The sequence below is a fragment of the Citrobacter sp. Res13-Sevr-PEB04-36 genome (assembly GCF_015672735.1).
Taxonomy (GTDB): Bacteria; Pseudomonadota; Gammaproteobacteria; order Enterobacterales; family Enterobacteriaceae; genus Citrobacter.
In genome coordinates this window covers 76630-95768 of the sequence record NZ_JADABY010000031.1, presented here as the reverse complement: position 1 = coordinate 95768, position 19139 = coordinate 76630, and the positions used below count along the sequence as shown (strand labels likewise).

General features: G+C 51.7%; 17 protein-coding genes. 4 read left to right on the top strand and 13 right to left on the bottom strand.

The genetic code is table 11. The annotated features are described in order from the left end of the window. Positions 1 to 75: 75 nt before the first annotated feature. Positions 76 to 1287: an MFS transporter gene (locus tag IMQ48_RS09395; protein WP_196208816.1), complete on the bottom strand. Its 1212-nt coding sequence runs from the start codon at positions 1285 to 1287 to the stop codon at positions 76 to 78. Between the two features lie 107 nt (positions 1288 to 1394). Here IMQ48_RS09395 and IMQ48_RS09390 point away from each other — a divergent pair, with 107 nt between their 5' ends. The 4 genes from IMQ48_RS09390 to IMQ48_RS09375 all read left to right on the top strand — a co-directional run bounded on the left by IMQ48_RS09390 (position 1395) and on the right by IMQ48_RS09375 (position 7206). Next, on the top strand, positions 1395 to 2267 hold the full coding sequence (locus tag IMQ48_RS09390) for a LysR family transcriptional regulator (RefSeq protein ID WP_196208815.1): 873 nt from the start codon (positions 1395 to 1397) through the stop codon (positions 2265 to 2267). 249 nt (positions 2268 to 2516) lie between these two features. After that, the gene (gene shiA, locus IMQ48_RS09385) at positions 2517 to 3839 is read left to right on the top strand and encodes a shikimate transporter (protein ID WP_196208814.1); all 1323 of its coding nucleotides are present in this window, start codon (positions 2517 to 2519) and stop codon (positions 3837 to 3839) included. 118 nt (positions 3840 to 3957) lie between these two features. Next, positions 3958 to 5412, top strand: coding sequence for an AMP nucleosidase (locus IMQ48_RS09380; protein WP_196208813.1), 1455 nt, complete (start codon positions 3958 to 3960; stop codon positions 5410 to 5412). 15 nt (positions 5413 to 5427) lie between these two features. Then, on the top strand, positions 5428 to 7206 hold the full coding sequence (locus IMQ48_RS09375; protein ID WP_196208812.1) for an aminopeptidase P family protein: 1779 nt from the start codon (positions 5428 to 5430) through the stop codon (positions 7204 to 7206). Positions 7207 to 7261: 55 nt separating this feature from the next. Here the strand turns inward: IMQ48_RS09375 and ptsG are convergent, their stop codons facing one another. From ptsG to plsX, 12 genes are all read right to left on the bottom strand, one after another. Beyond that, entirely contained in the window at positions 7262 to 8695 is a 1434-nt protein-coding gene (gene ptsG / locus IMQ48_RS09370; RefSeq protein WP_135322338.1) for a PTS glucose transporter subunit IIBC, read from the bottom strand. A gap of 417 nt (positions 8696 to 9112) precedes the next feature. Then, positions 9113 to 9910: a metal-dependent hydrolase gene (locus tag IMQ48_RS09365; protein WP_196208811.1), complete on the bottom strand. Its 798-nt coding sequence runs from the start codon at positions 9908 to 9910 to the stop codon at positions 9113 to 9115. Positions 9911 to 9920: 10 nt separating this feature from the next. Next, a complete protein-coding gene (holB, locus tag IMQ48_RS09360; protein ID WP_196208810.1) occupies positions 9921 to 10925 on the bottom strand; it encodes a DNA polymerase III subunit delta' in 1005 nt (334 codons plus the stop codon). Continuing rightward, positions 10922 to 11563, bottom strand: coding sequence for a dTMP kinase (tmk, locus tag IMQ48_RS09355; protein ID WP_196208809.1), 642 nt, complete (start codon positions 11561 to 11563; stop codon positions 10922 to 10924). Before tmk ends, holB begins: the two co-directional genes overlap by 4 nt. Next, complete coding sequence (gene yceG, locus IMQ48_RS09350; protein ID WP_196208808.1) at positions 11553 to 12575, bottom strand: cell division protein YceG; 1023 nt, start codon at positions 12573 to 12575, stop codon at positions 11553 to 11555. The genes tmk and yceG overlap by 11 nt, the downstream gene beginning before the upstream one ends. Further along, positions 12572 to 13387, bottom strand: coding sequence for an aminodeoxychorismate lyase (pabC, locus tag IMQ48_RS09345; RefSeq protein ID WP_196208807.1), 816 nt, complete (start codon positions 13385 to 13387; stop codon positions 12572 to 12574). Before pabC ends, yceG begins: the two co-directional genes overlap by 4 nt. Before the next feature lie 129 nt (positions 13388 to 13516). Next, positions 13517 to 14758 carry a beta-ketoacyl-ACP synthase II gene (fabF, locus tag IMQ48_RS09340; RefSeq protein WP_196208806.1) on the bottom strand — a complete coding sequence of 414 codons (1242 nt, stop codon included), beginning with the start codon at positions 14756 to 14758 and terminating at the stop codon, positions 13517 to 13519. A gap of 85 nt (positions 14759 to 14843) precedes the next feature. Continuing rightward, positions 14844 to 15080 carry an acyl carrier protein gene (gene acpP / locus IMQ48_RS09335; protein ID WP_000103754.1) on the bottom strand — a complete coding sequence of 79 codons (237 nt, stop codon included), beginning with the start codon at positions 15078 to 15080 and terminating at the stop codon, positions 14844 to 14846. 155 nt (positions 15081 to 15235) lie between these two features. Next, positions 15236 to 15970, bottom strand: a complete 735-nt coding sequence (gene fabG, locus IMQ48_RS09330) for a 3-oxoacyl-ACP reductase FabG (protein WP_196208805.1) — start codon at positions 15968 to 15970, stop codon at positions 15236 to 15238. Positions 15971 to 15982: 12 nt separating this feature from the next. After that, a complete protein-coding gene (gene fabD / locus IMQ48_RS09325; RefSeq protein WP_196208804.1) occupies positions 15983 to 16912 on the bottom strand; it encodes an ACP S-malonyltransferase in 930 nt (309 codons plus the stop codon). A gap of 15 nt (positions 16913 to 16927) precedes the next feature. Continuing rightward, positions 16928 to 17881, bottom strand: coding sequence for a beta-ketoacyl-ACP synthase III (locus IMQ48_RS09320; RefSeq protein WP_196208803.1), 954 nt, complete (start codon positions 17879 to 17881; stop codon positions 16928 to 16930). Between the two features lie 77 nt (positions 17882 to 17958). Beyond that, the gene (gene plsX, locus IMQ48_RS09315) at positions 17959 to 19038 is read right to left on the bottom strand and encodes a phosphate acyltransferase PlsX (RefSeq protein ID WP_196208802.1); all 1080 of its coding nucleotides are present in this window, start codon (positions 19036 to 19038) and stop codon (positions 17959 to 17961) included. Positions 19039 to 19139: the final 101 nt, after the last annotated feature.

Here is a 19139-nt window from a genome sequence, read left to right as displayed (position 1 = left end):
TCAAATAATATCATTTAACAGGAAACTGTATTATCCAATAAGTATTTACACAGAGATAAATCCTACGGCCCCATATCAAGTACAATCACTGTCTTTATTATTTTTTCTCACACCGTCTGAATATTTAACTTTACCGTATTGTACATAGCTAACCCCTGCCGCAGTAAATAAAGAAGTTGCACCCAATAGAATAGAGTAGGTCATTCCATTTTTATTATTTTGGAAAGCACTGACAATTAATGGACCAAGGATCTGGCCTAGCCCATAAGTCAGCGTAACGAGACCAAGGAGATTGATCTTTTTTGGTGCGCTTATTTTTCTTGCCAACGGCATGACTAAGGAGCTTGTCCCCATAAATGTGCCGCCAAAACCAATACAGCTAATGGTTAGTAGCAGTGGCGAGTTAATAAATACAGCCATGACCACACAACTCGCCTGCACTATCAAATTAACACTCAAACAGGATAATACATTCCATTTGCGGGCAGCCCATAACCAGCTATAGCAGCCTGGAATAACGGCAAGACCAACAATAGACCAGATATGGTCAGCTAAAAATGTATTGCCGACACCCTGGGCCATTAATGGCAAATACGTAGCAACAATGATATAGCCGAACCCAGCCAGGCCATAAAGTAAGGCTAAATTCCACCACTGGATATCGGGTCCCGCGCTTACAGGAGCTTTTACCGGAGGGAGCATATGCTTATCTTTCGGCAATAAAATCACCAGGATAACGCAAAGTATCGCTGAAAGTATGGAAGCACCAATCCACAATACCTGTGAATTTAAGGCGTAAGATATCCCAGCAATGACATATTCATTACCGATAAAAATACCCACTCCTACGCCCGAAAACAGAGAGGCGATAACAAAGGGATTATGGGTATGCTGGAGTACCAGCATTGAACCAAATATCATCATTCCCGCGCTTGCTACGCCAGCGAGGAACCTGATTAGCAGTATAATTTCTGGCTGGGTTACTTTTGCCATCAAAAAAATTAGCATACAAGTGAGTAATGCTGAGGCTATTAGCAGCGTGCTTAATTTATTGACAGCGTTAAAAATAGCAAAGGAAAAAAGGAGGCTACCGACGAGGTAACCTGCATAGTTAGCACTGGCAATTAAGGATAATTGCGAAAAGGTAAAAGTTCCTTCATGAAGCATAACGGGAAGCATGGGAGTATATAAAAAACGCCCAATGCCCATTCCTAAGGTCAAGACGATCATCCCAAATACAGCAGTACTCAGCTGACGATGGCCAACAACTCTGTGATCGTGATCCATATTTTGGCCTCAAAAGACGAATTAAGTTTGATTGTTATCTTACACAAGGAAATGATAACAAAAAGTTAATATAAATGACAAAAACATTCACTTTGAGTAATGCCTCTATGAACAGTACCTCTCTGAATTTGTTTAAAACGGTTGCGGAAACAGGTTCCATATCCGCGGCTGCGCGTAGTCTGCACTGCGTTTCTTCGAATGTCACAACCCGTCTTAAACAACTGGAAGCCAGTCTTGATGTCTCTCTGTTTGTCCGCGAGAAAAATCGACTCTACATCACCCCTGAGGGCGAACTTCTTCTACGCTATGCCCACAAAATTCTGGCCCTGTTAGATGAAGCAGAATTGTCCATGAATGGAACAAAAGTGGCGGGTCCGTTACGCATCGGCGCAATGGAAACAACCGCAGCGATACGTCTCCCTTCGATACTGGCGAATTTCCACCGTGAAATGCCTTCCATAGAGCTAAACCTGAAAACCTCCCCAACGGAGGTACTGGTGCAGCACATCCTGAACAATGAACTGGAAATCGCTTTCGTTGCCGACCATCAGGGGCTGCATACAGAAAACTCGCCTCTACAATCGCATGTTTTATGCCAGGAAACGCTAATACTGGTGACGCCGGCAGAGCACCGTGATGTCATTACCGGTGCTGACCTCCAGGTGACAAGACCGTTGGTCTTTGTTAAGGGATGTAACTATCGATCCCGCCTGGGGCAATGGCTTCAACTGCAGGGAGTCGATTATGCCGATCCTCTGGAATTCGGTTCTTTTCAGGCGATTCTTGGCTGCGTGAGTGCCGGAATGGGGATCGCCTTGTTGCCGGAGAGTGTCGTCAGGCAATATGAGTATAATTTCCCTATCCGAAGCCATACGATTACACCGCAGATAGGTAACGTGAACACTATGATGATATGGCTCAAAAACCGCGAAGTCAGCCGGGTAATTAATCGCTTTGTCTCGTTTATTACCAAGCCTTAATTGATCGCGCCAGCCAGCTGCGCAAAGAAGTCCCATCAGACGGGAAATTTAGAAAAACCTGCTTTCGAGCAGACTTTTTTGTATTTTCTCATTCGTCTTATTTTTCATCTTGCCCTCCTGTGAGGGATAAAATCGTTTTATCTTCCCGCCTGTCGCGGTAGTCTCATCACAGTCGCTGATATATCGACTGCAATGTGCGTAACCTAATTCCAATACTAATAATTAAAAATCAGTACAGACAGGATAGCTATGGATTCCACCCTTATCTCCACAAGTCCTCAGGATGACAACTTTTCACAACATCGCGAGCGTGCCCGACGTGCCGCACTGGGCAGCTTCGCCGGTGCAGTGGTCGACTGGTATGATTTTCTGCTGTATGGCATCACCGCCGCGTTGGTCTTTAACCGCGAATTTTTCCCGCAAGTCAGCCCGGCGATGGGCACACTGGCGGCCTTTGCCACCTTTGGTGTCGGATTTTTATTCCGCCCATTAGGTGGGGTGATCTTCGGCCACTTCGGCGATCGTCTGGGCCGTAAACGTATGTTGATGCTCACCGTCTGGATGATGGGTATCGCCACAGCGTTTATTGGCATCATTCCCTCTTTTGACACTATAGGTTGGTGGGCCCCCGTCCTGCTGGTGACGCTACGCGCCATTCAGGGATTTGCTGTCGGCGGTGAATGGGGCGGCGCGGCGTTACTCTCTGTCGAAAGCGCGCCAAAAAACAAAAAAGCGTTCTACAGCAGCGGCGTTCAGGTGGGTTATGGCGTTGGCCTATTGCTCTCGACAGGATTGGTCTCACTGATCAGTTCGCAAACAACCGATGAGCAGTTCCTGAGTTGGGGTTGGCGCATCCCGTTCCTGTTCAGCATCGTACTGGTGCTTGGCGCATTATGGATGCGTAACCGCATGGATGAATCAGTTGAGTTCGAGCAGCAAAAGCAGCAGGAGCCGGAGACTAAACAGCGGTTGCCGGTTGTCGAAGCATTAACCCGGCATCCGGGGGCATTTATGAAAATCATCGCCCTGCGCTTATGTGAACTGCTGACCATGTATATCGTCACCGCGTTTGCCCTGAATTATTCCACACAAAATCTTGGACTACCGCGCGAACTTTTTCTGAATATCGGATTGTTAGTCGGTGGATTAAGCTGTCTGACTATCCCCTGTTTCGCCTGGCTTGCAGACCGTTTTGGCCGCCGACGAGTCTACATTACCGGTGCACTGGTCGGCACGCTGAGCGCCTTCCCATTCTTCATGGCCCTTGAGGCACAGTCTGTCTTTTGGATTGTATTCTTCGCCATTATGCTGGCAAACATCGCCCATGACATGGTGGTCTGCGTGCAACAGCCGATGTTTACCGGGTTATTTGGCGCACGTTATCGTTACAGTGGTGCCGGTGTTGGCTACCAGGTAGCCAGCGTCGTCGGCGGAGGTTTTACGCCATTTATTGCCGCTGCACTGGTGACCTTCTCGGGCGGAGACTGGCACAGCGTGGCCATTTACCTGATGGCGGGGTGCCTTATTTCTGCCGCAACCGCAATCTTGATGAAAGAGAAACCACTCAGCTAAGCTGTTATGCGAGGGCCATTCGGTCTTCGCATATTCTTCCTCAACGACTGACTTTTGTTTCACATTCCTGTGACATACTATCGGGAGAGCAGCACATCTGTGGAACAAGGAGACAGACATGAACAATAAGGGCTCTAGCCTGACCCCGGCTCAGGCACTGGATAAACTGGACGCATTGTATGAGCAATCGGTTAAGGCTCTGCGAAGCGCCATTGGCAAGTACATTGAAACCGGGACGCTTCCTGACATCATCGCCCGAGATAAAGGTCTTTTTGTTTACCCTTCACTTTCGGTGACCTGGGATGGCAGCGCAACGAATCCTCCGAAAACGCGCGCCTACGGTCGTTTTACCCATGCTGGCTGCTACACCACAACCATTACCCGACCTTCTCTTTTCCGCCCTTATCTTGAAGAACAACTCACCCTGCTGTACCAGGATTACGATGCACATATCTGTGTCGAGCCATCACAGCATGAAATCCCCTATCCCTATGTGATAGACGGCTCTGAACTGACACTCGACCGCTCAATGAGTGCCGGATTAACGCGCCATTTTCCTACCACCGAACTGTCGCAGATTGGCGATGAAACCGCCGACGGTACGTACCACCCAGCGGAATTTTCCCCGCTGTCGCACTTCGATGCACGACGCGTTGATTTTTCACTGGCGCGCCTGCGTCACTACACGGGCACACCGGTGGAGCATTTTCAGCCTTTCGTGCTGTTCACCAACTACACCCGCTATGTCGATGAGTTTGTACGCTGGGGCTGCAGCCAGATCCTCGACCCGGACAGTCCGTATATCGCACTGTCATGCGCCGGTGGAATTTGGATCACCGCAGAAACCGAGGCGCCGGAAGAAGCTATTTCCGATCTTGCCTGGAAGAAACACCAGATGCCCGCCTGGCATTTAATCACCGCCGACGGTCAAGGGATTACGCTGGTGAATATCGGCGTCGGTCCGTCAAATGCCAAAACCATTTGCGATCACCTGGCGGTCCTGCGTCCTGACGTCTGGCTAATGATTGGGCACTGTGGCGGCCTGCGTGAGAGCCAGGCCATTGGTGATTACGTTCTCGCCCACGCCTACCTGCGAGACGACCACGTGCTGGATGCCGTACTGCCACCAGATATTCCAATTCCGAGCATTGCCGAAGTCCAGCGCGCGCTGTATGACGCCACAAAAGAAGTCAGCGGCATGCCCGGCGAAGAAGTCAAACAACGGCTGCGTACCGGCACGGTCGTTACCACCGACGACCGTAACTGGGAGCTACGCTATTCTGCCTCTGCGCTACGTTTTAACCTCAGCCGCGCCGTCGCTATTGATATGGAGAGCGCCACAATTGCCGCTCAGGGTTACCGCTTTCGCGTGCCTTACGGCACCCTGCTTTGCGTCTCCGATAAGCCACTGCACGGTGAGATTAAACTGCCCGGCCAAGCCAACCGTTTTTATGAGGGTGCGATTTCCGAGCACCTGCAAATTGGTATTCGGGCAATCGATCGTCTTCGCGCTGAAGGCGACCGGTTGCACTCCCGCAAATTACGTACGTTCAACGAACCGCCGTTCCGTTAAGGACTCAAGGTAACTATGCATAACTCAACGCCCCTCTCCGCTCTGCGCAATCAACTGTTAGCGCAGGGACTGGATGGTATGATTGTTCCCCGCGCCGACGCTCATCAGAGTGAGGATTGCACGCCGCACGACAATAAACTGGCCTGGCTGACTGGTTTTAGCGGCTCTGCAGGCCTGGCTCTGGTACTTCGCGATCGCGCATTAATATTTGTTGATGGACGTTACCAGGTCCAGGTCCGCAACGAAGTTTCCCTGGATGACTTTGAAGTTCATCATTTACACGACGAACCACTGGCCGATTATTTGCAGACGCATGTGCCAGCAGATACCCGCATCGGTTTTGAGCCTCTGCTGATGGTCAACAGCCAGTTTGAGGCACTGTCAGCCACTCACTGCGAACTGGTCGCGCTGGAAACCGACCCTTTCGACACGGTTTGGCTCGATCGTCCGGCAGCCCCCTGCGGTATCATCCGCGAAATGCCCATTGAGATAAGCGGCGAAAGTAGTGCGCAAAAACGCGCGCGGATCATTGAACAACTTGCTCAACATCAGGCTGATTTTCTGGCGATCACCCTACCCGATAACATCGCCTGGCTGCTCAATGTGCGCGGTTCAGATCTCAATATGGTTCCGGTGCCTTTTTCGTTTGCCTTGCTGCATCGCGGCGGTGAACTGGAGTGGTTTGTGGATGCCAACAAAACGCAGCAGTTACCCGAAGCGCTACTGAACGCATTAACGATTTCTCCGCAAGAGGATTTCCTGCCGCGCTGCCGGCAACTTGCCCAAGGGAAACGTTTCCTGGTCGATAAAGACTACGCACCAGTTGCACTGCGATTCGCCATTGAACAGCACGGCGGCGAACTCCTCTGGGCACCCGATCCCATCACGCTGACCAAAGCGCATAAAAATGACACTGAACTGGCGGGCTATCGCGAATGCCATGAGCAGGATGGTGCTGCCTGGGTGAATTTCCTCGCCTGGCTGGCGCATGAAGTGCCATTACGTGAGGCGGCAGGTAAGCCAGTAACCGAACTGGAAGCGCAGGCAAAACAGCTGGAATTTCGTCAACAACAACCGGGATTTATTGAGCAGAGTTTTGGCACGATCTCAGCATCAGCCAGCAATGCGGCAATGTGTCATTATCATTCCAGCGAGAAAACCAATACACCGATCACCTCTCAGGCGATGTATTTAAATGATTCTGGCGGTCAGTACCAAAACGGCACCACGGATACAACACGCACCCTCGCCTTTGGCCCACAGGATCCGCAGCGTCGACTGCATTACACCGCTGTGCTGAAAGGTTTTTTATCACTGATTACGCTGCAATTCCCGAGTGGCACTCAGGGACATCAACTGGATGCGTTTAGCCGTCGGGCACTTTGGGAGCTGGGTCTGGATTATGATCATGGCACCGGCCACGGTGTCGGGCATCAGTTATTGATCCACGAACCGCCGCACCGCATTGCGAAGAAAGTGAATCCCTGGCCTCTGGCCGCGGGCAACATTATTACCATTGAACCAGGATATTATCTGGCAGGGCAATACGGTATTCGTATTGAGAATCAGGTGGAAATAATCGAGAGTCGCCCTGGTTTTTGTCGCTTCTCCACACTGACGCTGGTACCCATCGACCTGAATCTGGTTGAGTTACATCTGCTGAGCGAAACAGAGAAGCAGTGGATTGATGATTACCATCAACAAGTCAGAGAAACCTTGTCACCACGCGTGAACAGTGACGCACGTCCATGGCTATTCGCTGCTACCGCGCCAATCCGCGTTCAGGCCAGTTAATGCATTAAAAAAGGCAGCCCTCAGGCTGCCTTAGTTCTCCCCAACTTCTTACCGCTTAGCTGTTACGGATGTATTCATCCATTTCAGTTTTCAGGTTATCGGACTTGGTCCCGAAGATAGCCTGAACACCAGAACCCGCAACGACCACACCTGCAGCACCTAGTTTCTTCAGGCCAGCCTGATCCACTTTAGCAACGTCAGCCACGCTGACACGCAAACGCGTGATGCACGCATCGAGGTTAGTGATGTTTTCTTTACCACCGAATGCAGCAACCAGAGCCGGAGCCATTTCGCCAGTCGCGGCCGCTTTGCTGTCTTCTGTCGCATCTTCACGACCAGGCGTTTTCAGGTCTAACGCTTTGATCAGCACGCGGAAGATGGTGTAGTAAATAATCGCATAACCGATACCCACAATCGGGAACAACCACAGTTTGCTGCTGTTACCAGACAGAACGATAAAATCGATCAGACCATGAGAGAACGACGTACCGTCACGCATACCCAACAGGATACAGATTGGGAATGCCAGGCCTGCCAGAATCGCGTGGATGATGTACAGGATCGGCGCCACGAACATGAAGGAGAACTCGATCGGCTCGGTAATACCGGTCAGGAACGAGGTCAGCGCTGCGGAAATCATGATACCGCCCACTTTCGCGCGGTTTTCTGGTTTTGCAGAATGCCAGATAGCAATAGCGGCAGCCGGCAGACCGTACATTTTGAACAGGAAGCCACCGGACAGCATACCCGCAGTCGGGTCACCCGCCATATAACGAGGGATATCGCCGTGGAACACCTGGCCCGCAGCGTTGGTGTATTCGCCAATCTGCATCTGGAATGGAACGTTCCAGATATGGTGCAGACCAAACGGTACCAGGCAGCGTTCAATGAAGCCGTAGATACCGAACGCCACAACCGGGTTCTGGTATGCAGCCCATTGGGAGAATGTCTGGATAGCAGTACCGATCGGCGGCCAAATGAAGGACAGGACCACACCCGTAAAGATGGCGGCCAGACCAGAAATAATTGGAACGAAGCGCTTACCGGCAAAGAAGCCAAGATACTCAGGCAGTTTGATACGGTAGAAACGGTTGAACATGTACGCTGCAATCGCACCGGAGATAATCCCCCCGAGAACACCCGTATCAGCAAGGTGTTTTGCTGCGATCTCTTCAGCAGGTAAATGCAGAACCAGCGGCGCAACCACAGACATGGTCTTAACCATGATGCCGTAGGCAACCACTGAAGCCAGTGCGGAAACACCGTCATTGTTGGTGAAGCCTAACGCCACACCGATGGCGAAAATCAGCGGCATGTTTGCAAAAACAGAACCGCCTGCTTCTGCCATTACGTGCGATACAACGGCTGGCAGCCAGCTGAAGTTAGCGGAACCGACGCCCAGCAGGATACCTGCGATCGGGAGTACGGATACCGGCAGCATCAGCGATTTACCGACCTTTTGCAGGTTAGCAAATGCATTCTTAAACATAATTGAGAGTGCTCCTGAGTATTTGTGCTTATACACTTCATCCTTCCAAGCGCCTCAGCGTTGGCTGCGTTCGTTCACCCCAGTCACTTACTCAAGTAAGCACCTGCGATTCACTCACTTGCCGCCTTGATGCAGCTTGAATGATTTTGTGTATTTCTACGTTCTCACGCATTGGCGAGGGGGGAGAACCTCGCCGTGAACAGGGCATCTAAGTACCCTTTATTTATTACACAGAGTAAAATAATTCAGCTTATTTTTGTTTGACGGTTATCACAATTCAGCTGTGGATAGCCGTTAAATTCGCACAATCCGATAAAATGAGTATCTGAATGTGTCTAACTGGTTATTCACCGCCCATTTCACGGCGGTGAACTTTACTCGGTTTACTTATTAATTACGAGCTTTAAAAAAACTCGGTTAACGGATAGATTGCAGGCGAGAAGCGTTGATGTGAAACAGGCGGGCAAAGTTATCAGTGGTGATTTTCGCCAGTTCTTCAACGGCAACACCTTTTAATACAGCCATATACTCTGCAACATCACGAACCATGGCGGGCTGGTTCTCTTTGCCACGATGCGGTACCGGCGCAAGATACGGAGAGTCAGTCTCAACTAACAAACGGTCCAAAGGAACATAGCGTGCGGCTTCGCGCAGCTGTTCAGCGTTACGGAACGTAACGATGCCAGAAAAAGAGATATAAAATCCAAGATCCAGCAATTTGCCTGCAGTTTCCCTGTCCTCTGTAAAACAGTGTAGTACGCCGCCACAATCCGTCACGTTTTCTTGGCGCAGAATCGACAGCGTATCGGCTCTCGCATCGCGGGTATGGACGATCACCGGTTTTTGCAGCTCGCGGCCAATCTGGATGTGATGAATGAACGACTCCTGCTGGCGAATTTTTGTTTCCGGGGTGTAAAAATAGTCCAGCCCAGTTTCACCCATCGCCACCACGCCCTCTTCAGCAGCAAAGCGACGCAGGTCTTCTACATCATAGGTTTCATCCTGATTTAACGGATGGACGCCGCAGGAGAACACCACATTGTCACGCTCACCGACCAGTTCACGCATACTGCGGTATCCGGGTAAGGTGGTCGCCACTGCAAGACAAAACTTCACATCACGCGCTGCCGCTTTCGCCAGCACGTCATCCACGTCCTTATGCAGAGATTGATAATCCAGGCCATCAAGATGGCAGTGTGAGTCGACTAAAAACATAATGTCTCTCTCAAAGATGGGGAACAGGCAATACGGTGCCTGGTTGCAGGTAATGCTCAATACGCAGGATAAGATCGGTTACTACCAGTTCACGGTTCACACCCGTCACATTGAGTAACTGCTGACGGCAGTGGCACACATCACCCAGTATCGCCTGAATCTGTGCAACAGATAGCCGTTCAGCGATGGATGATATCAACGCCAGCGCATCGGGGTTCGTTAAATGAGCTACACCATACGGCCGCTTAAGCGCATCCGTAAGCAGCGTTGCCAGCCAGTGTAAACGGGCTGCGGCTTGTTCATGGTTGAGCGCCGCCAGCAGCTGATACCAGTCGTCGGAGTGCAAGGTGTTGGCCAACGCCGCGCAAAAATCGCTACGGTGTGCCCAGCTTTCAGCCTGAAGCAACGTTAATGCTGCCCCAGGAGACCCAGCGCTCAGGCGGAGTGCGCTTAGCAGCGCATCCTGTGGGGCGGTTACTTCTCGGGCCAGCCAGGAAACCGCGTATGATTCCACCGGGGGCGCGAGGTGATGCAATCGACAGCGACTACGCAATGTGGCAAGTAAGCGTGCCGGCTCGGTAGTGGCAAGGAAAAACCACGTTTGCGCCGGTGGCTCCTCCAGTGTCTTCAGTAAGGCATTGGCCGCGGCTTCCGTCAATTGGGCAGCATCGGGGATCCACACCACTTTGGCACCACTCAGACGGGAATGTTCGTACAGCTTTTCACTGATCTCGCGTACCGCATCAACGCCCAGCGTACTTTTGCCTTTCTCCGGCAGTAGTGAGTAATAGTCAGGATGCGTTCCTGCCTGCATCAACTGACAGCCACGGCAGTGCCCACAGCTTTTATGTCCTTCCGGCTGCTGGCACATCAGATAGCGGCTGAGGGCGTAAATCAGCGCATCGTCACCCATGCCGGGTAACGCCTGAATCAGTAACGCATGGTGACCGCGGCCCGCCTGGTAACTGGCGACCAGTTTTTCAAAATCAGGCCGTAACCATGGGTACCATTTCATGCGCCCTGCTCCCGCACCCACTGGGTAATGGTGCTACGGATATCGTCCATTACCGCCTCAAGCGACTGCGTGGCGTCAATGGTACGAATACTGGGATCATTCGCCGCCAGCTCAAGATAGCGGGCACGGGTACGATTGAAGAAATCAAAAGACTCCTGTTCAATGCGGTCCAACTCACCGCGAGCACGGGCACGCTTTAAACCCACTTCAGGCGTCACATCCAGATAGAGCGTCAGGTCCGGGCGAAATTCACCGAGCACCGCATCACGCAGGGTTGCCAGCATCGTTTGGTCGATACCCCGGCCACCGCCCTGATAGGCCTGGGTCGACAGATCGTGACGATCGCCGATCACCCAGGTGCCTTCTGCCAGCGCGGGCTTAATGACGGTTTCAACTAGTTGAACACGTGCAGCGTAAAACATCAGCACTTCCGCTTTATCGGTAATCACTTCGTCACCGACTGACTTGATGTCCAGCACGAGGCTTCTTAATTTCTCTGCCAGCTGGGTCCCACCTGGCTCGCGGGTAAAAACCATGTCACGAATACCGAGTTGCTCAAGTGTCTCCACCACTACATCCCGCGCGGTAGTTTTTCCGGCGCCTTCCAGGCCCTCGATGACGATATAATTACTGCCCATTTTTTTCCTTAAGCACTTTCAGGTAATCCTGCACTGACCGGTTGTGGCTGGCAAGATTGGTATTAAATGTGTGACCACCTTTACCGTCAGCCACAAAATAAAGATACGGTGTTTTTGCCGGATGCGCGGCGGCCTGCAATGAGGCTTCACCCGGCATAGCAATTGGGCCTGGCGGCAGCCCGGTAATGGTATAGGTGTTATAGGCGGTCGGCGTTTCCAGATCGACACGCGACAATTTACCATTATACCGTGTACCCATCCCGTAAATCACGGTCGGATCGGTCTGTAAGCGCATGCCAATGCGTAAACGGTTTATAAACACCGAGGCCACCTGGTCGCGTTCGCTGGCAACAGCGGTTTCTTTTTCAATGATCGAGGCCATCGTCACCAGCTGATTTTTGTCTGTATAAGGCAGCCCTTCAGCGCGGCCTTCCCAGGCGGTATCAACAGCTTTGACCATTTTTTGGTGCGCGCGCTTCAGCAGCGCCACGTCCGAGGTATTGGCGGTGTACATCCAGGTATCGGGCCAGAACCAGCCTTCCACCCATTCCGGGTTTTCCAGCTTTAGCGCCTTGGCAACAGTCGCGTAGTTATCGTCGCTCAAGGTGTGTTTGATATATGGCGCCTCACGCAGTTGTTTCAGGTAGTCGCTCAGGCGCATACCTTCAACCAGACGTAACGGAAACTGCGCTTCTTTACCGCTTTCCAGCAGTTGCAGCATATCCCGTACCGTCATATCAGCCGTCAAACGGTAGGTCCCGGCTTTAAAATGCGAAAGGTCGGGTTCAATGCGCAGCAGCCACTGGAATACGCGCGGACGATTAATCACCTTATCCGCATACAGCTGTTCACCAAGCGCCAGACGGCCCGTCCCCGCTTTCAGCGTAAAAATCGTTTCATCTTTAATCAATAATTTACTGTCCGCCAGATGACGAACTTTCCACATTCCCACTCCCGCGGCAATGCCCAGCACAACCAGCAATAAAAGAACAACAAGTAACAATTTTTTCATGACGAATTTGGGTGCTCACAATGTGGGGCTAAAAAATCGAATAACAAACGTGAAGATAGCATCCTGTCCTCGCAAGCGCGCACGGGAACCACCGGCATTAATGCATTACAGACGATCATCTCATCCGCCTGCATCACGTCCTCTTCCCGGGCATACACTTCGACAATCTGGAACGGTGATTGTGCCAGCATCCGCATACAGAATTGTCGCATAATGCCGTTCACTCCAGCCTGGTCCATTCGAGGGGTATAAACCACATCATCTTTACGCCAGAACACGTTAGCCGCACAGCATTCCGTAACCCATCCCTCACTGTCAAGAACCAGCGCTTCATCGGCGTCTGTCTGCTCAAGATGAGAACGAATCAGCACTTGTTCCAGCCGATTCAGGTGTTTAATCCCGGCAAGCATCGGATTACGCCCCAAACGCACAGGGCTTAATCCCAGCGTAATCCCCTCTTCCCGCCATCGAATATAATGTGCAGGAAAGGCAGAAGTAGAGAGAATGCGCGTAGGCGAATGGCAGTTTGCGCCACTGTAGCCCCTACCTCCGCTGCCACGGCTAATAATCACTTTCAGTACACCGTGTGTATGCCCGGCCGCCAGCAGCTGCATTTCATCTTGCAGTTCTGACCACTTATCGAAGGGGATCTGCAATTTTTTGCACGCGTCGTTTAAACGCCGGAGATGCGCCAAAAAGAAACATACTTTACCGTCGATAATTCGCGCGGTAGTAAAACACCCATCACCGAACTGCGTCGCGCGATCGCCTGCATTTAGCGTATCCTGCTCACGGCCATTAATTAAGAACATGGTGGCTCCTTATTCGTGGTCCGCTAGTTTGGCAGGATGCCAAAGCCAGAACAAGGTCGAAAAACCGAATAAAAAAAGGCCCGCCAAGCGGACCTTTTCTGATGAAGCCAGGTAAGTTACCTGCGGGACTTAGATCTTTTTAAAGATCAGAGAACCGTTAGTACCACCGAAGCCGAAGGAGTTGCACAGCGCATATTCCATGCCGCTAACCTGACGCGCTTCATGTGGAACGAAGTCCAGATCACAACCTTCATCCGGGTTATCCAGGTTAATGGTTGGTGGAACCACCTGATCGCGCAGCGCCAGAATAGAGAAAATAGACTCTACCGCGCCCGCCGCACCCAACAGGTGTCCGGTCATGGATTTGGTCGAACTGACCATCACGCTACGTGCCGCATCACCAAAGACAGATTTCACTGCCTGAGTTTCCGCTTTATCGCCTGCAGGTGTAGACGTCCCATGTGCGTTGACATAGGCAATCTGACCGGGTTCGATAGCCGCGTCACGCAATGCATTAACCATCGCCAGTGCAGCACCCGCACCGTTTTCCGGTGGTGATGTCATATGGTAAGCATCGCTGCTCATCCCAAAACCGACCACTTCAGCGTAGATTTTTGCACCGCGCGCTTTTGCATGCTCGTACTCTTCCAGTACCACCATACCTGCGCCGTCACCCAGCACAAAACCGTCACGCTCTTTGTCCCACGGACGGCTAGCCGCTTGCGGGTTATCATTACGCGTAGACAGCGCACGCGCTGCGCCAAAACCGCCGACACCTAATGGTGTACTGGCTTTTTCAGCACCACCCGCAACCATCGCGTCTGCGTCGCCGTATGCAATGATACGCGCAGCCTGACCGATGTTATGCACACCTGAAGTACAGGCGGTTGCGATGGAGATGCTAGGCCCTTGCAGGCCATACATGATGGTCAAGTGACCGGCCACCATGTTAACAATCGTCGACGGAACGAAGAACGGGCTGATCTTACGCGGTCCACCATTTACCAGAGAAGTATGGTTTTCTTCGATAAGACCGAGACCGCCAATACCGGAGCCAATAGCGGCGCCAACACGGTGTGCGTTCTCTTCCGTAATTTCGAGGCCAGAATCCTGCATGGCCTGAACGCCAGCGACAATTCCATATTGAATGAAGGCATCCATCTTGCGCTGTTCTTTGCGCGAGATAATGTCATCACAGTTAAAATCCTTTACTAAGCCAGCAAATTTCGTTGCATAGGCGCTAGTATCGAAATGGTCGATCAGGCTGATGCCACTCTGACCGGCAAGGAGAGCTTTCCAGGTAGACTCTACGGTATTGCCGACAGGAGACAACATGCCCAGTCCGGTCACAACTACACGACGCTTAGACACGGTTGTCCTCCAGGGAGGGAAAATAATTCAAGTGGGATAAAAAGATAAAACTCAGGCGGTCGAATGACCGCCTGGAGATGTTCACTTACGCCTGGTGACCGTTGATGTAATCAATGGCTGCCTGAACGGTGGTGATTTTCTCAGCTTCTTCGTCCGGAATCTCAGTATCAAACTCTTCTTCCAGAGCCATTACCAGCTCAACGGTGTCAAGAGAATCTGCGCCCAGGTCTTCAACGAAGGAAGCATTGTTGGTTACTTCTTCCTGCTTAACGCCCAGCTGTTCGCCGATAATTTTCTTAACGCGTTCTTCGATAGTGCTCATACTCTTAAATTTCCTATCAAAACTCGCTTTCGCGATGGTTTTCGTAGTGTATAAAATGTTGAAAAATTTGCAACTAAATCCCGGCAGGTCTTACCACGATTTTACGTTATTTTGAGGGCATTCACCCTAATAACGCAAATTTTTTTATCTCGTGGTTAAACCATGTACATCCCGCCGTTGACATGCAAAGTCTCACCTGTGATGTAACTTGCTTCGTCAGAAGCTAAAAATGCAACCGCACTGGCGATTTCATTTGGGGTGCCAAGGCGCCCCGCCGGAACCGCCGCCAGCGTACCCGCACGCTGCTCATCAGTCAGCGCACGCGTCATGTCCGTTTCAATAAAGCCCGGAGCAACAACGTTTACAGTAATGCCACGAGACGCAACTTCACGCGCCAGTGATTTACTGAAGCCGATCAAACCCGCTTTCGCCGCAGCGTAGTTGGCCTGACCTGCATTTCCCATGGTACCAACCACAGAACCAATAGTGATAATACGACCATGACGCTTTTTCATCATAGCGCGCATTACCGCTTTTGACAGACGGAAAACTGATGACAGGTTGGTTTCGATGATATCGTTCCACTCGTCATCTTTCATGCGCATTAGCAGGTTATCACGAGTAATCCCGGCATTATTAACCAGAATATCGACTTCCCCAAATTCTGCGCGAATATTTCCCAGAACAGATTCGATAGATGCAGGATCGGTCACATTCAATACCAGACCTTTACCATTTGCACCCAAGTAATCGCTAATGGCTTGCGCACCGCTTTCGCTGGTTGCAGTGCCGATCACTTTCGCGCCACGGGCAACGAGTGTTTCAGCAATAGCGCGGCCAATGCCACGGCTTGCACCGGTAACCAGCGCGATTTTTCCTTCAAAACTCATGGTTTTCCTCTTTTATTGCGCAAGCGCCGCAGACAGCGCCGCCGGCTCATTCAACGCCGAAGCAGTCAGGGTATCAACAATACGTTTTGTCAGGCCTGTGAGGACTTTACCCGGCCCTACTTCATACAGATGCTCTACGCCCTGAGACGCCATAAACTCAACGGTTTGGGTCCACTGAACCGGGCTGTACAGCTGACGAACCAGCGCGTCGCGAATCGCGTCAGCATTGGTTTCGCACTTCACATCGACATTGTTCACAACTGGAACGGTCGGTGCGTTAAAAGTGATTGTCTGCAGTTCAACGGCCAGTTTTTCAGCTGCAGGTTTCATCAACGCACAGTGGGAAGGCACGCTGACTGGCAATGGCAGAGCACGTTTCGCACCCGCAGCTTTACAGGCTGCACCCGCACGTTCTACGGCTTCTTTATGTCCGGCAATCACCACCTGGCCCGGTGAGTTAAAGTTAACCGGCGATACGACCTGACCTTCTGCTGACTCTTCACAGGCTTTTGCGATAGACGCATCGTCCAGGCCAATGATAGCAGACATGCCGCCAGTGCCTTCCGGCACGGCTTCCTGCATAAACTTGCCACGCAGTTCAACCAGGCGTACGGCATCAGCAAAGTTGATGACACCCGCGCATACCAACGCAGAGTATTCACCCAGGCTATGCCCTGCCATCAGCGCAGGCGTTGCGCCACCCTGCTGCTGCCACACGCGGTACAATGCAACAGAGGCTGTTAACAGTGCTGGCTGCGTTTGCCAGGTTTTATTCAGTTCTTCTGCCGGTCCCTGCTGGGTCAGTGCCCACAGATCATAGCCCAGCGCAGCTGAAGCTTCAGCAAAAGTTTCTTCAACAATGGGGTAGGCTGCTGCCATTTCAGACAACATACCAACGGTTTGAGAACCCTGACCCGGGAACACAAATGCAAATTGCGTCATGTTAAAATCCTTATACTAGAAACGAACCAGCGCAGAGCCCCAGGTGAATCCACCCCCGAAGGCCTCAAGCAATATCAGCTGACCGGCTTTAATTCGCCCGTCACGGACGGCTTCGTCCAACGCACATGGAACAGAAGCCGCTGACGTATTGCCATGTCTGTCCAGCGTTACCACGACATTATCCATCGACATGCCCAGTTTTTTCGCCGTCGCGCTGATAATGCGCAGGTTAGCCTGGTGCGGTACCAGCCAGTCCAGCGCCGAACGGTCGAGATTATTGGCTGCCAGCGTTTCATCAACGATGTGTGCAAGCTCGGTAACCGCCACTTTAAAGACTTCGTTACCTGCCATGGTCAGATGAATCGGGTTTTCCGGGTTCACACGGTCGGCGTTCGGCAGCGTCAGCAATTCACCATAGCGGCCGTCAGCATGCAGATGCGTGGAAAGAATGCCGGGCTCTTCAGACGCGCTCAGTACTACAGCACCGGCGCCATCGCCAAAAATAATGATCGTCCCACGATCGGTCGGATCGCAAGTACGTGCCAGCACATCAGAGCCGATCACCAGCGCATGTTTCACGGCGCCGGACTTAACGTACAGGTCAGCAACGCTCAGAGCATAAGTAAAACCGGCACAGGCAGCCGCAACGTCAAACGCCGGACAGCCTTTGATTTCCAGCATACTTTGGATCTGGCATGCTGCGCTTGGAAAGGCGTGCGTGGATGATGTGGTCGCAACCACAATCAAACCAATTTGATCTTTATCGATGCCGGCCATTTCAAGTGCGCGGTTTGCGGCGGCAAAGCCCATCGTCGCAACGGTTTCATTTGGCCCTGCAATATGGCGTTCACGGATACCTGTACGAGTGACAATCCACTCATCAGATGTCTCGACCATTTTTTCCAAATCGGCGTTGGTACGCACTTGTTCAGGCAGATAGCTGCCAGTACCAATAATCTTTGTATACATGTACGCTCAGTCACTTTTTGGTTATATACCGCTACGAACAAATCACTGGTACGTAGGCTGCACACCCAGGCGCACTATTATCTGCGCGCCCGCGAGCGTGTACTTTCGCCACCGTCCAGCAGTTCGAATCCAGCTGGGTATACAGATTCCAGGCGAGCGGCAATTCGCTGAGGAACTTGTCGCTGCACCGCCTGCACTGCCTGTTCAATCGCGACTTCAAATGCTCGCTGATTGGCCGCACCATGACTTTTTATCACTGTGCCGCGCAATCCTAACAGACAGGCGCCATTATACTGGTCGGGGTTGAGGTGACTGAATCGCCTCGTTAGGCTTTTTTGTAACCAACGTTTTAATAACAGCAGCCACCACGACCGTTTTTTGCTCTCACCCTGAGATTTCAGCAGTGAAAGGAACATTCTTACAACACCTTCCATCGTCTTTAATGTGACATTGCCTGTAAAGCCGTCACAAACTAATACATCGGTCTTACCCGTCAACAATTCATTGGCTTCAAGATAGCCGATATAGTTGATGGAAGGGATTGTTTTTAGCACAGCAGAAGCATCCCGAATACTGTCGAGACCTTTAGTTTCTTCTTCACCAATATTGAGCAACGCAACGCGAGGAGTGGCAATCCCAACCACCTCCTCTGCCATCACGGAGCCCATGACGGCAAATTGCACCAACATCGTACTATCGCAATCGACGTTGGCACCTAAATCCAGCACCACCGTTTTGCCCTTTTGCTGATGCGGTAACACTGTCACCAGCGCAGGCCGCTCAATCCCCTCAAGGGGTTTGAGTAATAACTTCGCAAGCCCCATTAACGCGCCCGTATTACCGGCGCTTACACAGGCTTCTGCTCGACCTTCTTTCACGAGCTCCAGGGCAACACGCATAGAGCTACCACGACTGGCGCGGATAGCCTGCGAGGGCCGGGCATCACTGGCAATAACTGACTGAGCAGGGATAATCTGCAGACGTGAACGTTGTTCGAAGTCAGCTTTGGCAAGTAATGGCGTGATTGTATCGGGATCCCCGACTAAAAGAAGTGTGAGTTGCGAATTAGAATTCAGTGCCTGCAGTGCTGCAGGCACTGTCACGGTAGGGCCAAAATCGCCCCCCATGACATCTAACGCCAGGGTTAGACGTGTCAAGGTATCGTCGCTGCTCGGCTAGGTGTTTCCCCAGTTACCCGGGGAAAGCCTCACTAAGCTTCATCACGCTGGTTCTCTTTGTCTTTCTCACCGAGGTGGGA

What these genes read in the sequence shown, in the direction of transcription:
- IMQ48_RS09395 (WP_196208816.1), bottom strand. Translation starts at nt 1,287, where the DNA reads ATGGATCACGATCACAGAGTTGTTGGCCATCGTCAGCTGAGTACTGCT.
- IMQ48_RS09390 (WP_196208815.1), top strand. Translation starts at nt 1,395, where the DNA reads ATGAACAGTACCTCTCTGAATTTGTTTAAAACGGTTGCGGAAACAGGT.
- shiA (WP_196208814.1), top strand. Translation starts at nt 2,517, where the DNA reads ATGGATTCCACCCTTATCTCCACAAGTCCTCAGGATGACAACTTTTCA.
- IMQ48_RS09380 (WP_196208813.1), top strand. Translation starts at nt 3,958, where the DNA reads ATGAACAATAAGGGCTCTAGCCTGACCCCGGCTCAGGCACTGGATAAA.
- IMQ48_RS09375 (WP_196208812.1), top strand. Translation starts at nt 5,428, where the DNA reads ATGCATAACTCAACGCCCCTCTCCGCTCTGCGCAATCAACTGTTAGCG.
- ptsG (WP_135322338.1), bottom strand. Translation starts at nt 8,695, where the DNA reads ATGTTTAAGAATGCATTTGCTAACCTGCAAAAGGTCGGTAAATCGCTG.
- IMQ48_RS09365 (WP_196208811.1), bottom strand. Translation starts at nt 9,910, where the DNA reads ATGTTTTTAGTCGACTCACACTGCCATCTTGATGGCCTGGATTATCAA.
- holB (WP_196208810.1), bottom strand. Translation starts at nt 10,925, where the DNA reads ATGAAATGGTACCCATGGTTACGGCCTGATTTTGAAAAACTGGTCGCC.
- tmk (WP_196208809.1), bottom strand. Translation starts at nt 11,563, where the DNA reads ATGGGCAGTAATTATATCGTCATCGAGGGCCTGGAAGGCGCCGGAAAA.
- yceG (WP_196208808.1), bottom strand. Translation starts at nt 12,575, where the DNA reads ATGAAAAAATTGTTACTTGTTGTTCTTTTATTGCTGGTTGTGCTGGGC.
- pabC (WP_196208807.1), bottom strand. Translation starts at nt 13,387, where the DNA reads ATGTTCTTAATTAATGGCCGTGAGCAGGATACGCTAAATGCAGGCGAT.
- acpP (WP_000103754.1), bottom strand. Translation starts at nt 15,080, where the DNA reads ATGAGCACTATCGAAGAACGCGTTAAGAAAATTATCGGCGAACAGCTG.
- fabG (WP_196208805.1), bottom strand. Translation starts at nt 15,970, where the DNA reads ATGAGTTTTGAAGGAAAAATCGCGCTGGTTACCGGTGCAAGCCGTGGC.
- fabD (WP_196208804.1), bottom strand. Translation starts at nt 16,912, where the DNA reads ATGACGCAATTTGCATTTGTGTTCCCGGGTCAGGGTTCTCAAACCGTT.
- IMQ48_RS09320 (WP_196208803.1), bottom strand. Translation starts at nt 17,881, where the DNA reads ATGTATACAAAGATTATTGGTACTGGCAGCTATCTGCCTGAACAAGTG.